Origin of the sequence: Bartonella rattaustraliani AUST/NH4, assembly GCF_000312565.1 — a bacterium.
Taxonomy (GTDB): Bacteria; Pseudomonadota; Alphaproteobacteria; order Rhizobiales; family Rhizobiaceae; genus Bartonella; species Bartonella rattaustraliani.
Genome location: NZ_CALW02000067.1, coordinates 1 through 17074, shown reverse-complemented (window position 1 = coordinate 17074; position 17074 = coordinate 1). Strand labels below are relative to the sequence as shown.

The following is a 17074-nucleotide window of genomic DNA, read 5'->3' as shown; positions in this document are numbered from 1 at the left end:
AGAACTCTATGACGGTGTAAAAAATACCAAAAGTTGGGGCTCCCAAATGCCTCTAACTGCAGAAAGCAGGACAGCGTTAAATGCAAAACGTTCGTGTTTATAAAATAATGGCTGGTGTTTTGGCAGGATTGTTTGCTGTTGTTATAGGAATGGCAATCATTAGTGTCGCAAATATCGCCCCTTATTTTTCTATCCTTCTTGGTTGTTTTCTCTCACTCCCAATTTTTATTGTTGCTTTTGGTCAAGGAACGTTAGCCAGTCTCGCTGCCTTAATAAGTGCTACTGTCGTTCTTGCCATCGTTACCAATATTTATACTGCTTTTGGCTTTATGTTGTTGTTTTTTCTTCCTGCTGTCTATGCTTCTTGGCTTCTAGGCCTTGCACGACCAGCACAAAAGGAAAACACGCTGATATGGTATCCATTATCATCGGTTATTTTTCATTTAACCAACTTTATAGCTCTTATAACAACTTTCATTGGACTGTATATTCAATCCCTTCCATCCACCCCTCTCATTGCAAAACAAGTCACTGAGAATATAGCGCAAGCTATGCGGCAATCGCAGTCATTAAGAGAAACTGATATTGTTGCGTTTAGTGAAGTTTTAATGGCGCATGCTGCAACTTTAACAACAATTGCTCTAACGACTTATAGTTTAATTTTTCTTATCGGTAATCTTTATTTTTCGATGATAACAGCGCAACATATGAAGTGGTTGAAAAGACCTCGTGATGACTGGAGCCAAACTTTCCGTCTTCCAATTTCTGGCCTTCTGATTTTTATTGTTGTTTGCATAGCCTCAATGGTTGAATTAAATGCTACTGTTAATTTGGGTATGCGTATTTTTAGCACTGCATATACCGTCATCATCTCAATCAGTGGCCTTGCATATCTCCATAATATCACAAAAGGAATCAATGGTCGGATTATCATTCTTTCTCTTGTTTATATTGCTATTTTAACCGTTGTATTTGCACCACCTATTTCTCTTATGATGCTTTTGATGGGAATTTGGGCAACTCTTCAATCACGCAACAAACTTTACTAAATTTATTTGTTTGAAAGGAAACACTATGGATATTATTCTTCTTGAACGTATTCCTCGTCTTGGTCAGATGGGTGATATCGTCTCAGTTAAAGATGGATATGCACGCAATTTTCTCTTACCTCAAGGGAAAGCTTTACGCGCAAATGAAGCAAATAAAAAACATTTTGAAGCGCAACGTGCACAGCTTGAAGCGCGTAATCTTGAACGCAAAAGCGAAGCACAAAAAGTTGCTGTGCAACTCGATGGCAAACTATTCATTGCCATTCGTTCAGCTGGTGAAACAGGGCAACTTTACGGCTCTGTATCAACACGTGATATTTCTGAAATTATAACATCTGAAGGATTTTCTCTTGAACGAAATCAGATTGAACTTAATCACCCAATAAAAACGATTGGGCTTCATACGATTACTCTTAGCCTACATCCTGAAGTGCAAATCTCTGTGATCGTCAACGTTGCACGTTCAGAGAGTGAAGCACAGCGCCAAGCAGAAGGTGAAACCCTTACTTCGGCTGATGCGATCTATGATGTGCAAGAAGAATCATTAGCCGAAAATAAAGAAGAGCAACCTACAGAAGAAATGAATGATAATGATGCAAACAGCATCACTGAAAAATCTTAATATCTTTTTCCTTTTCTGGCTTTCTCTTTAGCATATGTGCATGTTGTAAAGCACTCGGCTTTTTAAGTTCAGTGCTTTGCCGTTTTTATCTTCCTAAAGACAAACTTTTATGGAAAGAGTCATCTTTGCCAAACTCTATAATGACATAAGGAATCACCTATGAAATTGCTAGAAGATGCTCTTATAGATTGTTTTCTCCAAAAAACCACAAAAACTGTTTTAGATACTATACTTAAGCAATGTATTTGATACAGATACTCATTTCCTACATCCTTTAATTGTCTGAAACTGAAAAGACAGAAGACTGAAAAGATGATGTTGTTTAGTGGTTGCTTTTCAACCCTTCGCTTTTCACTGCAAACGAAAGCCCCAGTAAAAAAACTTGACATTTACAATTTATTCTTAAGATATGACGCGTTTTTGCTTATAAAAAATTGCTTTATTGAAAGAATGCTACCAAAGTTTTAAGCAAAAAAAATAGACTGAAAGTAGCATTGTTTTTTGATATTGAAAATAAAAATCTCCATACCCTCTCAAATTTTTATATTAAAAAACAAAATGTAAAGAAATATACTCTATACAAAGATATGGAATGCATACATGATGGAAGGTAAGGGAGTGAAAATATGATTCTAACCTAAACAAAAATTTAATGTCTTATCTTCTAAACCACACAACTTAGCTTATTGTTTAAATTAGAAAAATATAAAATCTTTGCGGAAAATATTATGGAAGAAAAAAATACGATCAACTTCAGCCCTGCGCAAAAAGAAGAAACGTCTTCTTTTCGACAACTTCCGCATAATATTGAAGCAGAACAAGCATTGCTTGGCGCAATACTCATAAATAACGAGGCGCTCGATCGCGTTTCAGATTTTCTAAAACCAGAACATTTCTTTGACCCATTACATCAGAAAATCTATGAGGTTTCGTCTCATCTTATCGAAAAAGGAAAAATTGCAGATCCAACAATTATTAAACCCTTTATTCCAGCTGAGGAAAAAATTGGAGATATCACCGTATATAATTACGTTGTACGTTTAGCAAAAGAAGCCGTAACAATTATCAATACCGAAGATTACGGGCGTGTTATCTATGATCTTTTTATCCGGCGCTCTTTGATTAATATTGGAGAGCAAGCTGTCAATACAGCTTTTGATGCTCCCATCGAGCTTACACCAGCACAACAAATTGAAACTGTTGAAAACCAATTGTTTGGACTAGCAGAAAAAGGCAAATATGGTGGAGGATTTGAAAATTTTGATGAATCTGTCCGCAAAGCTGTTGACATGATAAGCGCTGCCAAAAAGCGTTCTTCAAGATTATCAGGGATAGCCACCCATATTAAAATGCTTGATGAAAAAATGGGAGGATTACAACCCTCTGACCTCATTGTTCTCGCTGGTCGCCCTGGAATGGGCAAAACTTCACTTGCCACCAATATTGCCTTTAATATTGCCAATGCTTATCATCGTGGTGAGAAAGACAAAAATTCCGCGCAAGAAAATGAAGGAGGAATTGTTGGTTTCTTCTCGCTTGAAATGTCATCGGAACAGCTCGCAACCCGTATTATTTCTGAACAAACAGAAATTTCTTCTTCTGATATTCGGCGTGGGAATATTTTAGACGAGCATTTTACAAAAATAATCCGCTCAATGCATCACTTACAAAAAATACCACTTTATATTGATCAAACTGGTGGTATATCTATCACGCAATTAGCAGCCCGCGCACGGCGCCTCAAACGGCAACATGGTTTGGATGTCTTAGTGATTGATTATATCCAATTAATGACGAGCAGCTCAAAACGTTCGTCTGAAAATCGTGTTCAAGAAATCACAGAAATCACTACAGGGCTTAAAGCATTAGCAAAAGAATTGAATATTCCTATTATCGCCCTTTCACAACTTTCACGTCAAGTTGAAAGCCGAACAGATAAACGTCCACAACTTTCAGATTTACGTGAATCGGGTTCGATTGAACAGGATGCCGATATTGTTCTCTTTGTTTATCGTGAAGAATATTATCTCAAAAATGCAGAACCTAAAACAGGAACTCTTGAATATGAAAAGTGGCAAGCAACAATGGATGATGCCTTTGGAAAAGCTGAAGTTATTGTTGCCAAACAACGTCACGGACCAATAGGAACAGTTCATCTTGCCTTTCAATCTGATTTCACACGTTTTAGTGATCTGGCAGACAATAATTATCTTCCAGAGCAGATTGGTTAAATCGCCATGGCACGCAATCGCATTCAATTTGTCTGCCAAAACTGTGGAACCATCTATTCGCGCTGGGCTGGAAAATGTAGCTCTTGTGGAGAATGGAATTCTCTTGTCGAAGAAAATGTCAATAGCGGTATTGGTGGTGGACCTATACAAAATATCCGGAAAGGACACATTGTCGCCCTGACCTCTCTTACTGAGGATATTGAAGATGCTCCACGTATTCATTCTGGCATCACTGAACTCGATCGTGTTACCGGTGGAGGCTTTGTTCGTGGCTCAGCACTCCTTGTTGGCGGAGATCCAGGAATTGGAAAATCAACATTGCTCACACAAACGGCAGCTGCTTTATCGCAAAAAGGGCACAATGTCATCTATGTTTCAGGGGAAGAGGCTATTGCACAAGTCTGCCTGCGCGCGCAAAGACTTGGTGCTGCCAATACGAAAGTGAAACTTGCTGCTGAAACACATGTTGAAGATATTCTTGCAACCTTAAGCGAGCAGAAAAGCCTTGATATGGTCATTATCGATTCTATTCAAACCTTATGGTCAAATGCAGCGGATTCAGCACCCGGTACAGTTACACAAGTGCGCATTGGTGCTCAAGCAATGATACGCTTTGCCAAAAAAACAGGAACAGCTGTTGTTCTTGTCGGACATGTTACAAAAGATGGACAAATTGCAGGTCCCCGCGTTGTCGAGCATATGGTTGACGGTGTTCTTTATTTTGAGGGTGAAGGCGGACATCATTATCGCATTCTGAGAACTGTAAAAAACCGTTTTGGACCAACGCATGAAATAGGCGTTTTTGCGATGTCTGATAAAGGATTGCGGGAAGTTATCAATCCATCTGAGCTGTTTTTAGGTGAACGGAATGAAAAAGCACCAGGTGCTGCTGTTTTTGCAGGTATGGAAGGAACACGCCCGATATTAGTCGAAATCCAAGCCCTTGTCGCGCCCTCTTCACTTGGAACACCACGGCGTGCTGTTGTTGGATGGGATGGCAATCGTCTTTCAATGATTCTTGCCGTTTTAGAAGCTCATTGCGGCATTCGTTTTGGACAACATGATGTTTATCTTAACATTGCGGGCGGATATCGTATATCAGAGCCAGCAGCTGACTTGGCAGTAGCAGCAGCTTTGGTATCCTCTCTTGCCAATATTCCTCTTCCAACGGACTATGTCTATTTTGGTGAAATCAGCCTTTCAGGTGCGACCCGTGCCGTTGCACATTCAGCACAACGCATCAATGAAGCAAAAAAACTTGGCTTTCAAGGAGCTGTTCATCCTCCTACGACAGCTGAGACAATAAAGTTGATCAGTTTTCAACAAAAAACATTTTCTAATCTTCCTGAGTTGGTTGCAGCTATTACTCTGGATAAAAAATGATCTTCTCCCCAACATGACAGTATAGAAAAAAATCTATAAAATATAAAAGATCCTTGCTATAAGAACTGAACATGGCATAACAAGAAATGCATTTGTATACTGACTAAAAAACACAACTTTATGTATAAGGAACAAACAAATGAGCATAACAGTCCTTGATGGAATTGTCGTAGTAATCATCCTGTTGTCCGCTTTCCTCGCTATGCTCCGAGGTTTTTCACGCGAGCTTCTATCATTGGTTTCCTGGGCAGTTGCAGCTGTTGCTACACTGTTTTTATTTAAGCCAATATTGCCTTTTTTTGAGCAGTATCTCTCTAATAAAATGATTGCATTAATCACGACATTGATAACCATTTTTATTATTGTTCTCATTATTACTTCAATCATTACAATGAAAATTTCGGATTTTATTATTGATAGTCGCATTGGTATCTTTGATCGCACTATCGGTTTTGTTTTTGGAGCACTCCGCGGTTTATTCATTGTGGTCATCGGTATGCTGCTTCTTAATGCGCTTATTAAACCCGAGAACCAAGCTCACTGGATAAAAAATGCAACAACAAAGCCTATGTTAGATTCATTGGGAGAAAAAATTTGGGAAAAACTCCCCAAAAATCTCGACACTGTTCTTGAAAAAGCAGAAAAATTCTTTAAAGGAAACGACACTAATCCACAACATTAGCATTCTCATGAAAAAGTCATTGAGCAAAGAAAAATGGAAAATAGTTTGTCATGACAAAGAATTCCAAATAACATATGAAGTATGATGTAATCATTTCTCATATCACAACCGAAAGAATATGATGACAAAAAGCAACGTTTTCCAACAGGAACTTTCATTAGATGATGATACCCTTCATGAAGAATGTGGGGTTTTTGGTATCCTTGGGCATGAAGATGCAGCGGCATTAACAGCTCTCGGGCTCCATGCACTTCAACACCGTGGGCAAGAAGCAGCTGGAATTGTTTCCTACCATAATAAAATGTTTCATCAAGAAAAGCATCTCGGTCTTGTCGGTGATCATTATACAAACCCCGCAACACTTGCGCGCTTACCGGGAAATCGTGCTATCGGACATACCCGTTATTCAACAACGGGAGAAGTCGCATTACGCAATGTTCAGCCACTTTTTGCTGAATTAAAAGCTGGAGGCATTGCTATTGCTCATAATGGTAATCTTACCAATGGTCTTACATTACGTCGCGAATTGATTGCCTCAGGCGCTATCTGCCAATCAACATCAGATTCAGAAGTTTTTCTTCATCTCATTGCCCGTTCACGCTATGAATCTTCATCCGATCGCTTTGTTGATGCCATTCGACAAGTAGAGGGTGGGTATGCCATGTTAGCGCTTACACGTACCAAGCTCATTGCCGCACGCGATCCAATAGGTATTCGACCTCTCGTGATGGGAGAACTTGATGGTAAACCCATTTTTTGTTCTGAAACTTGTGCACTTGATATTATTGGAGCAAAATATGTTCGTGATGTCAAAAATGGGGAAATTATCATCTGTGAAATACAAAAAGACGGAGAAATTACGACAAGAATTATAAAACCAGAGAGCGAAAAACCAGAAAAACTTTGCCTTTTTGAATATGTTTATTTTGCGCGTCCTGATTCAACCGTTGGAGGGCGGAATGTTTATACTGTGCGTAAAAATATGGGCATTCGTTTAGCGCAAGAAGCCCCCTGTGCAGGTGATGTTGTGGTTCCCGTTCCTGATGGGGGAACACCTGCCGCTATTGGTTATGCACAAGAAATCGGAATTCCTTTTGAGCTTGGGATTATTCGAAACCACTATGTTGGACGCACTTTTATTGAGCCAACACAACAAATTCGTGCTTTTGGAGTTAAATTAAAACATTCAGCAAACCGTCCTATCATCGAAGGAAAACGCGTTATTCTCGTTGATGACTCTATTGTACGGGGGACAACATCTCTCAAAATTGTTCGAATGCTTCGCGATGCGGGCGCAAAAGAAGTTCATATGCGGGTTTCTAGCCCTATGATTTTCTATCCTGATTTTTATGGCATTGATACACCTAATATTGAAAGTTTGTTGGCTAATCAATATCCAGACTTAAAATCTATGTGCAATTTTGTTGGAGCTGACTCATTAGAATTTCTTTCAACAGATGGCCTCTACCTTGCTGTATCAGGGGAAAAACGAAATAATGCTGATCCACAATTTACTGACCATTATTTCACAGGACATTATCCTACACATCTTGCTGATCAAGAAAGTCTTTCCCAAACTCATCCATCATCTGTTCTAAAAACAAGAGATTAATGATGAAAAATGTTGATTTTAGTCTTTCTGGTCGTGTTGCGCTTGTTACGGGTGCTTCAAGGGGAATTGGCTATCATTTAGCATTAGAGCTTGCAGCACGTGGTGCTCACATTATTGCTCTCGCACGAACCGTGGATGGGCTTACTGAACTTGATAACAAAATGAGGGAAAAAGGTTCTCAGGTAACGCTTGTTCCACTCGACTTACATCATATGGATAACATTGATACTCTTAACGCTTCAATTGCCAAACGCTGGGGGAAACTTGATATTGTGGTTGCCAATGCAGGAATCCTCGGGACACTCTCACCAGTGACTCATGTTGAAAACACTGTGTTTGAAGATATTTTTCAAATAAATCTCATGAGCCAATGGCGCTTAATGAAAGCTGTTGAAGCCCTATTGCGTAAATCTGATGCTGGGCGCGTAACCCTGTTATCTTCAAGCGTTGCTCATATTGCGCGCGCTTTCTGGGGACCTTATGCAGCCTCTAAAGCTGCTCTAGAAATGATTGCCCGTTGTTGGGCAGAAGAACTCAAGCAAACCCCTATCAAAATTAATTGTGTTGACCCTGGAGCAACACGCACTGCCATGCGTGCACAAGCCATGCCTGGTGAAGATCCTCAAACTCTTCCTTCACCACAAGAAGTTGCAGAAAAAATAGCACATTTATCCTCACCTCATTTAAAAGAAACAGGAAAGCTTTTTAATGTTCGTCAAAATCGGTTTATGAGTTATCATATCCCCGATTAGAGCGATTATTAATTTATAAGAAGCATTTACCATTTTAAAGAATAATCAGCCCATACCAAGCAAGAGAAATTATGTAAAGAGTGGCTCGCTCCAAGAGCTCATCTATAAATGCTATCAAAGCGTTCACTGGAGTAAATTATCAAAAGGAACTCGCTACCAGAGACAATTAAATAAAAATTGTGAGGTGTCTAATAGGAAGACAGCCTAATTTAGGAAGAATATAAAGACGCAAAGGTAAAAACCAATGTCCATCCTTACCATCTCCTTTTAATTCGGCTTTACGGCTTTCAAAAGCATCCACAGCAATATCTTTGAGATGAAAATTACGTGTTGCTTCGCATTTTTGTTTTTCACGTTCTTTAATGGGGTCATAACCTTCATGTAAAACAGAACACCACCCACATTGCACATTCACAGGCTTGTTTTAAAGAGACATGTCTGAGAAGCCCCTAAGCCCGTTTTGTGGCGGTGTGGATGAATTGCATAACAATAACTCTATTGAACGCTACCATCTTCACGCTTATAAAGGGTCAAATCGGTACCATCACTCACTTTACCAGCGCATGGGTGTTGCGATAGCCCTTGCATTAAGACAGTTCATGAGAGGTATTTTTCCTCCTTTCCTCACTCATTTTTATCCACGTGCCAGTCCCGCTTATGGTGTAAAACCAAGTGAATAAAATTGATTCAACATAAAATAGTTTGAGATGAGAAAATCTTACAATATTCGGAGTTGTGATTCAAGGTAAGAAACGATAAAAACCATTAATAATCAATGCGTTGCATCTGCTCGGAAGTTACCCCCAAAATGCTACAGCACGCCGTAAATGCACAGCTGGATATACCAGAGCTGCAAAAAACTTTATGGGAGTAATAAGTTGTCTCTTTAAAATGGACACTCGACATGAATTATGTTGAAGATGATCCAATGATTGGTGTTAAAAAGCCTGTATCACAAAACAAAGACGGATTTATAACCTGGACGGAAAAAGACATAGAGGATCACTACAAATGTTGGGTAAAACATACCTTCAAACGCGTAGAGTATGGCGTTTTGCTTTATGCAGGCTTGTGTCGTGGTGATACAATTCGTATCGGTTAGAAAGATGTTCGGGTATCTTATTTCTAACAACAGAAAAGAGTCTCTTTAAAACAGAAGTCTATTTACCACTTTTACCAGTGCTTATACAAAATCTGGAACGTGGAAAAACCAGTCTCAATACTTTTTTATATGTGGCCGAAAAAGGAAATCCTTTCATAAAAGAGAGCTTTGGATTTTTGTTCTATAAAACCTGTCGTGATGCTGGTCTTAAAAATCTACTCACGGTGTTCGAAAAAGAGCTGCCACACGTGCTGCCAACGCAGGAGCAATAAGTAATCCAAATGAAAGCGTGCTTTAGTTGAATAGATGATACAACGGCATCACTTTACACAAAGACAGTAGATAGAACAAGGCTCGTCATTGAAGCAATCAAAAAACTGCAAAAATCTGGGATAAACCTCAAAAAAACACGATAAAACCAATGAGTTATAAAGTCCAAAATTTTAACATAACACATTTGCTCTATTAGAAAAAATATCCTTCGTGAGAAGCATTTTCCTATTCATTATTGAGAAAGAAAGATGGTAAACTTGAATTCCTCTTCTTCTTCCTTATCCTAAAAGATAATATATCAATCCCTATGTTTTTTGAAGAGCTTTAGTCTGAGCTTTTTTTTCTTCCAAAACAGCGCGTTTACGATAAGCTAAAAAACTACAGGGGAGAAAAATCATATAACCAATAGCTGTGATTAATAAAGTATGCCATGTGTAAGTTGCGAGAAAACCTACGTAAATAACAACCCCTAATATACACGGTACAACGATATCACGCCTCAAATTTTGATCTATTGTTTTTGCATTCCATACGGGGAGACGGCTCACCAAAAGAAAAGCAATAATGACAGTATAAAGACTAAAAAATAACGCCCCCCCCCAATTTGGCACTAAACCAAGAGCACCTAGATACACGGGCAATAAAAGCAACAATGCCCCCGCCGGAGCAGGAACCCCAACAAAATAACTCCCCTTCCATTTTGGTATAGCTGCATTATCCAACATGATATTAAAACGTGCTAATCGCAAACAACAAGCGATACAATAGACAAGTGCTGCTACCCAACCAACTTGACGCACTTCCGTCAAAATAAAAGAGTAAACAATAAGTGCAGGTGCAACCCCAAAATTAACCATATCAGCAAGAGAATCCATCTGTGCCCCAAAAGATGAACTCCCATCCATCAAACGTGCAATACGGCCATCAACTCCATCGAGAACTGCCGCTAAAAGAACCATTAAAATAGCAGCCTCATAACGGTGCTCAAAAGCCAAGCGAATACTGCTCATCCCCGCGCAAATCGCCAAAACAGTGATAATATTGGGGATAACATACCGCATCGGTGTAGGTGAACGCCATCGATTTGCACTATCATCATGCTGTCCTTCAGGACTAAAGGGAGAAAATAGCGAAAAATTTTTCATTGTTCATCCTAATCGAATCTGAAATCAGTTGTGGCACTCTCATCGTCAAACGACCCCAAAACTGTTTCCCCCGCAACCGCTATCTGACCAACTGCAACACGCAACTTCATTTCAAGTGGTATATAAAGATCAAGTCGAGAACCAAAACGAATCAAGCCAAAACGTTGCCCCGTAATCACGGAATCATTTTCTTTTGACCAACAAACAATTCTCCGAGCCATTATTCCTGCTATCTGGACGACACCAATCTTACCATGTTTGCTTTCAATCACCATCCCATTACGCTCATTAAACTGGCTAGCTTTATCAAACTCCGCATTGCTAAAATGTCCTGGACGATAAACGATAGACTCTACCGTACCACTAACCGGAATACGGTTAATGTGGCATGAAAACACATCCATAAATATGGAAATACGAATCATCTCTTTTGTACCCAACCCCAATTCTTCAGGCGGAATACACGGTTCAGCAAATGAAATACGCCCATCAGCAGGAGATATAACCCAATTTGCGTTAACAGGGACGACACGATCTGGATCGCGGAAAAAATATATACACCACGCTGTGAAAACAAGACCACACCAAAACAAGGGACTCCATACCCAACCAAGAACAAGCGAAATGATAAAAAACGCTAAAATAAAAGGGTATCCCTCTTTATGAATTGGTGCAAAACTATTATGGATAGATTGTAAAATACTCATATAATTTCCTATTTATAGTATAAACTTAAAACAAGTAATAAATCTTTTTGTTCCTCCTTGTCATTTTTTGTAATCAATCACTCCATATAAAGTTATAAGCTATATTTACACAGCTTATTTTTTACGATTCACAACGCCTATCTCATCTTCTTCACGCATTTTACGTAACTTTTCCTCAACTTGTGATGCTTCAAGCTGCTTATTCCACATTGAAGCATATAAACCTTTTTTACGTAAAAGTTCTGCATGCGTTCCGTTTTCAATAATACGACCATTTTTGAGAACCAAAATCTCATCAGCGTTTATCACAGTAGAAAGACGATGCGCAATTATCAATGTTGTACGTCCACGGCTGACAATATCCAATGCTTGTTGAATTTCCTGTTCTGTTGCCGTATCAAGAGCTGCGGTTGCTTCATCCAAAATAAGAAGTGGAGGCGCTTTTAATAATGTCCGTGCAATAGCTACACGTTGTTTTTCGCCCCCTGATAATTTAAGTCCACGTTCACCAACCATAGACTGAAAACCTTCTGGAAGAATTTCAATAAATTTTGATATTTGTGCCATTTCAGCAGCTTTACGCATCTCTTCATCCGTAGCACTTGGACGTCCGTAGCAAATGTTATACGCAATTGTATCATTAAAGAGCACAGTGTCCTGTGGAACCATGCCGATCGCTTCACGTAAACTTTCTTGTGTTATATCGCGGATATCTTGCCCGTCAATTGTGATGGAACCCGCATTAACATCGTAAAAACGAAAAAGTAATCGAGAAATAGTCGATTTCCCTGCTCCTGATGGACCGACAATCGCAACTGTTTTTCCTCCTGGTACCTCAAAATCAATCTCTTTAAGAATTTGACGATCCGAATCATAGGAAAACTTTACCTGATTAAACCGAATAGTACCCCTTTTCACAACCAGTGGCTTTGCATCTGGCTTATCAATGATCTCCTGTTTAGCATCTAAAAGATCAAACATGGCTTCAATATCCGTTAAACCTTGCCGAACATCACGATAAATTGAACCAATAAAATTCAGGGGAATAGAAAGCTGTATCAAAAGCGCATTAATAAAAACAAAATCTCCTAAAGTTTGTGTCCCATGAGAAATTTCGTAAGCTGACATCAACATAAGAATAGTCATTCCAAGACCAAAAATAAGAGCCTGACCAAAATTAAGCCAACTTAATGATGTCCAAATTTTTGTTGCTGCCTTTTCATAATTGGCCATTGAAGAATCAAATCGGCGTGCTTCCAGATCTTCATTACAAAAATATTTAACCGTTTCAAAATTCAAAAGAGAATCAACAGCACGCGTATTGGCCTCGGTATCTGCTGTATTCATTTCTTGCCGAATGCGAATACGCCAATCACTTGCCTTAATTGTGAACCAAGTATATAAACCAACCGTTATCACAACTATGAGCACATAATGCCCTCCATAATTTATACAGAATACAAGTGCTGTCAAAATAAACTCTAAAACTGTGGGGAGCGTGTTGAGAATAGAAAACCGTACAATCGCTTCAATTCCTTTTGTCCCACGCTCAATGACACGAGAAAGCCCACCCGTTCGCTTTTCCAAATGAAATCGCAAAGACAACCCATGAATATGCACAAAGGTCTTATGCGCTAACTGACGAATAGCATGTTGACCAACGGTCGCGAACAAAGAGTCGCGTAACTGATTTAATGCAGCTTGAACAATACGTGCAACATTATAGGCTAAAACAAGCATGATAGGAATCACATAACCAGATGATCCCCCCTGAGAGAACTTAAAACTTACATCAAGTGCATCGATAGCATATTTAAAGAAATAAGGTACCAATATGAGAACGAACTTGGCTAAAACAAGATAAAAGATCGCCCATATAACCCGCATTTTGAGATCATGCCGCTCTGCCGGCCACATATAAGTCCATAAATTATAAATTGTGCGCAAAGTCTGCCCTGTATCTGACGATACAGTTTTTATTCTTTTATTCTGTTTCATAAAGCCCTTACTTCTTCATCGTCCACTGGATAAGCATTGCACCCATCTCGTTGCTTATAGATTATATTTCTTTTTAATATACTCACTATAAACAACACATACTATTCTCTGAAGTTAGACTGTTTTTTAAAAAGGGACAAGAAATAATCCCTTATCAGATTTATTATTTTTGTCTGTATACTCACACCATTCTGCTGCAAATAAGTTATTGATCTTCACATGTTTTTTTTCAATTCTGCTTGAAGCCATGTCTTTGATTTACCAATCTCTCTGAGACCATTATCGAAAACTTCACCATTTTGTACTAAAATGACAGACTTCTTACCTTCCTCCTTTTTAACAACAGAACAATCACCCTTGGTTTCTAAATGGACAAAAGCAGCTTCATGTAAACTACAACCTTTAATCCGTAACATTGTAATCAAATCATTGACGCTAATGCCCAAACTTTCAATCTTATCCATCTGAAGGATAATATGTCGTTTTATGACTACTATAACACATTGATTCTTATATCTTTTTTAAAGGTACGGGATATATGAATATTAGCACGGGAATAGGATTCTAAATACTGTACTCCGTAACCACATTTTGGCTACTCGTTTTAGAGGAAAAGAATCATAGACCCTAGCTCTTACTGACCCACATTTTTAAGTGCAAAAAACATTCTCTAACGCGCCAAGCATACGCGGCTAAATAAGTCAAAACTATTAGAATCACAAAGACTATTGTGAATTAACAGCTCTTTTCGAGGAGCTTTTTTTGCCATACCTGCCATCCAAACTGTCTCAACTTCTAAAAAGTCAAAATCCTTAAAGATGTCTCGCACCGCATCACAATCATTCAGGCTTAAAACAAACTTGCCTTGCAGCCCATTGAGAACTTTTGCTATATGGACAAAATCCTCTTCAACAAAATCACCCGCACTATAATACTTGTTCTTTATAAAATAAGGCGGGTCTAAGTAAAATAGGCTATCCGGCGCGTCAAATTGCTCCATAACACGTTCCCACGACAAATTTAAGATAACCGTATCAATTAGCTTTTGTCTAACACGTCTCATCCTTGAGAGCAGCTTATCGGGATTAAACGCAGCCGGTCTCTTTCTTCCAAAGTTAAAACAGACATACCGGTTTTTTCCATAGAGAATACAACGTTGCAGAAACAAAAAACGTGCCGCTCTTTCAACTTTGGAAAGGTGTTCTGGGGAAGTCGCTGCAAAATCAAAAAACAACTCTCTTGAACAAACAAACCACTCAAGTCGTTTGGATAAATCATCAAAATGGTTTTGAACACATTGAAACAGATTGGTAATTTCTCCATTCAAATCATTAATCACCGAATATTTGACTGGTCTTTTATTCAGGAAAATAACACCAGAGCCTAAAAACGGTTCAACATAGGTTTCATGTTCAATAGTATTTAAAATCGGTATAATTTTCTTACGCAGACAGTGTTTACCACCCATCCACGCAAACAATGTTTGTGTCAATTCTTGTGTTGTCATATTTTAAAGAAAATCTTTTGTGTGTTCTAACTCTTGATGAGCCATTTTTTAAAGTGCGATACAATATTCTCTAACGCATCAAACATGCGCGATAGATCAATAACAAATAGGAAAAGCGCAAAGGCTAGCCACCTCATAAATCGAGACATCACCTTTACAACTTGATACGTATTGATCATCTCATGAAGGAGTTCTTGCTCTTTGTCTGTGAGCTCTTTCTCTTGATTATTTTGTTTGCCTCTGGCGCGACGGGGGCGCCCATTACCCTCATTTTCAACTGATAATCTAACGAATGATAGAATGGGTTTTCTCATGACTAATACACTTATGTTTAAAAAATATGAACTCACTGATGAAACTAAAGTTGTTAACCGTGTCACTTTACACCGCATTAAAGCTTTAAGGGACTTTTATAATGTCAAGGCTGGCGACCTAGGAGGCTTTATTCAAAAGGAAGAAAATCTCTCTCATGAAGGCAATTGCTGGCTTTATGATGATGCCTGTGCTTATAGCCATGCTCGGGTTTTTGAAAATGCAAGGGTACGCAATAATTCTCATGTGTGCGGGCAAGTCTATGGGAATGCACATATTGATGTTGAGGCGCATGTTTATGACAATGCTCACATTTTTTATAACGCTTGGGTTTGTAGTTATGCAAGGATTTATGGTGATGCGCAGGTTTCAGGTTTTGCATATATTTGTAACTATGGGAAAGTTTATGGGCATGCCATGGTTTTTAAGCGTGCGAAAATTTATGGTGAGGTCTATGGGCATGCTCGAGTGAGTGGCACGGCTGAAATTTATGGTTCTGTTTATGATAGAGCGAAAATTTCCCACAAGATTAAGGTTTGGGGGAAAGTCTATGGCACTGCCATTCTCGATAAAAAAAGCAAAATAAGCTATATTAAAAATCATCAAGAGGTTTATAAAGGTCGTAAAATTGTTGATATTAAAAACAATAAATAATGAGGCATGGGGGGCGCCTTTTATTTTTTAAACGTCTTAACAAGAGAACATTCAAAAAAGAAAGCCGTGCCATGATATGACGCGGCTTTCAAATAACGATTCTGATGATTAAAATTAAATCATCCACAATGGAGTCATGAACGCATATATACAAAACGTATCATATTGCAAGCTCTTTATTGTCATTATGAAACGTTATCCAAAAAAGCATAAATGTTAAATATGAAAGCATTCTTGTTATATTTGATATGAAGAAAGAAACTGTGAATACAGCGCTTACGATAAAACCTATTCTGATAACGCTCCAATGTTTGAAAGCATCAATTGAAATCACTTACATTCTCAAAATCAAAACCTATTGAGTAGATCAAAATGTTTAGAGCACTTTAAAACACTTAACTCAAAAACTGAGTGTTGAGATAGCTTACATTACTAAAATTGAAACCTATTCATAAATCAAAACGTTTTGTAAGGTCTCTATCAATCCAATCAAGAGTAAATGCGTTGGTAAGTGTAAATTAGCAATAAACCCGCTCTTTTGATTTTATGCTTGTAAGCGTTGGTTTTGAAAGCAATCTCTCATAAGACAAACAAACAATGGCTTTTATCAAATGAGATATAAAGCATGCATAATCTTATGACTACAATAGAAAGTCATTTTAATCACTAAACAGTTTCAAACGTGCAATCTCTTTTAAGAGCATTTACTGCCATAAGCAATTCAATTGTTAAGATGTGATTTAAACACATGCAATTATGTTGATTGGATAATTCAAACGATTGCGTCTAATAGTAACTATCGATTTTATGATTAAAACGTATTATTGAATTGTTATGAATGATTACTGCTTTTGAATGCCCACATGCGTTATAAGATTTGTATAGTGATTTGCTTTTCATGCTTTGTTTATAAATGGCAATTGTTGATAAAAAATGGTCAATTGAATCACATATAAAAGTGTGGATTCTTAAGTGGATTCGTATAAAATAAATACACATAACATATTGAATTTATTGTGTTTTTATATGATAGACGTTGCTAGAG

The 17074-nt window shown here is 38.3% G+C and carries 14 protein-coding genes and 2 pseudogenes; 9 read left to right on the top strand and 7 right to left on the bottom strand.

The window, feature by feature from the left end:
- Positions 1-80 precede the first annotated feature (80 nt).
- From BN67_RS09455 to BN67_RS09420, 7 genes are all read left to right on the top strand, one after another.
- A complete protein-coding gene (locus BN67_RS09455; RefSeq protein ID WP_019223858.1) occupies positions 81-1049 on the top strand; it encodes a hypothetical protein in 969 nt (322 codons plus the stop codon).
- A gap of 25 nt (positions 1050-1074) precedes the next feature.
- The gene (rplI, locus tag BN67_RS09450) at positions 1075-1671 is read left to right on the top strand and encodes a 50S ribosomal protein L9 (protein WP_019223857.1); all 597 of its coding nucleotides are present in this window, start codon (positions 1075-1077) and stop codon (positions 1669-1671) included.
- A 728-nt stretch (positions 1672-2399) separates the two neighbouring features.
- Entirely contained in the window at positions 2400-3902 is a 1503-nt protein-coding gene (locus BN67_RS09440; RefSeq protein ID WP_019223855.1) for a replicative DNA helicase, read from the top strand.
- A 6-nt stretch (positions 3903-3908) separates the two neighbouring features.
- Entirely contained in the window at positions 3909-5285 is a 1377-nt protein-coding gene (radA, locus tag BN67_RS09435; protein WP_019223854.1) for a DNA repair protein RadA, read from the top strand.
- Positions 5286-5424: 139 nt separating this feature from the next.
- Positions 5425-5967 carry a CvpA family protein gene (locus BN67_RS09430; protein ID WP_019223853.1) on the top strand — a complete coding sequence of 181 codons (543 nt, stop codon included), beginning with the start codon at positions 5425-5427 and terminating at the stop codon, positions 5965-5967.
- A gap of 118 nt (positions 5968-6085) precedes the next feature.
- Positions 6086-7579, top strand: coding sequence for an amidophosphoribosyltransferase (gene purF / locus BN67_RS09425; protein ID WP_026088269.1), 1494 nt, complete (start codon positions 6086-6088; stop codon positions 7577-7579).
- 2 nt (positions 7580-7581) lie between these two features.
- Complete coding sequence (locus BN67_RS09420) at positions 7582-8331, top strand: SDR family NAD(P)-dependent oxidoreductase (protein ID WP_026088268.1); 750 nt, start codon at positions 7582-7584, stop codon at positions 8329-8331.
- Between the two features lie 178 nt (positions 8332-8509).
- Here BN67_RS09420 and BN67_RS14520 read toward each other — a convergent pair.
- A pseudogene (locus tag BN67_RS14520) lies at positions 8510-8941 on the bottom strand (integrase); the annotation flags it as partial.
- Positions 8942-9235: 294 nt separating this feature from the next.
- On the opposite strand from BN67_RS14520, the gene BN67_RS13270 reads away from it, so the two are divergent.
- On the top strand, positions 9236-9433 hold the full coding sequence (locus BN67_RS13270; RefSeq protein WP_019223848.1) for a hypothetical protein: 198 nt from the start codon (positions 9236-9238) through the stop codon (positions 9431-9433).
- Between the two features lie 578 nt (positions 9434-10011).
- On the opposite strand, the gene pssA is transcribed toward BN67_RS13270, so the two are convergent.
- The 6 genes and pseudogenes from pssA to BN67_RS12080 form a co-directional block, all read right to left on the bottom strand.
- Complete coding sequence (gene pssA / locus BN67_RS09395) at positions 10012-10851, bottom strand: CDP-diacylglycerol--serine O-phosphatidyltransferase (protein ID WP_019223846.1); 840 nt, start codon at positions 10849-10851, stop codon at positions 10012-10014.
- A gap of 8 nt (positions 10852-10859) precedes the next feature.
- The gene (locus tag BN67_RS09390; protein ID WP_019223845.1) at positions 10860-11558 is read right to left on the bottom strand and encodes a phosphatidylserine decarboxylase; all 699 of its coding nucleotides are present in this window, start codon (positions 11556-11558) and stop codon (positions 10860-10862) included.
- Positions 11559-11672: 114 nt separating this feature from the next.
- Positions 11673-13556, bottom strand: coding sequence for an ABCB family ABC transporter ATP-binding protein/permease (locus BN67_RS09385; RefSeq protein ID WP_019223844.1), 1884 nt, complete (start codon positions 13554-13556; stop codon positions 11673-11675).
- A gap of 126 nt (positions 13557-13682) precedes the next feature.
- Positions 13683-14029: pseudogene (locus BN67_RS12940) on the bottom strand (YetF domain-containing protein); the annotation flags it as partial.
- A 197-nt stretch (positions 14030-14226) separates the two neighbouring features.
- Positions 14227-15063, bottom strand: coding sequence for a DNA adenine methylase (locus tag BN67_RS09375; protein WP_019223842.1), 837 nt, complete (start codon positions 15061-15063; stop codon positions 14227-14229).
- A 26-nt stretch (positions 15064-15089) separates the two neighbouring features.
- Complete coding sequence (locus BN67_RS12080; RefSeq protein WP_019223841.1) at positions 15090-15377, bottom strand: hypothetical protein; 288 nt, start codon at positions 15375-15377, stop codon at positions 15090-15092.
- A 13-nt stretch (positions 15378-15390) separates the two neighbouring features.
- On the opposite strand from BN67_RS12080, the gene BN67_RS09365 reads away from it, so the two are divergent.
- Entirely contained in the window at positions 15391-16029 is a 639-nt protein-coding gene (locus BN67_RS09365) for a hypothetical protein (protein WP_026088267.1), read from the top strand.
- The last annotated feature ends 1045 nt before the right edge of the window (positions 16030-17074 follow it).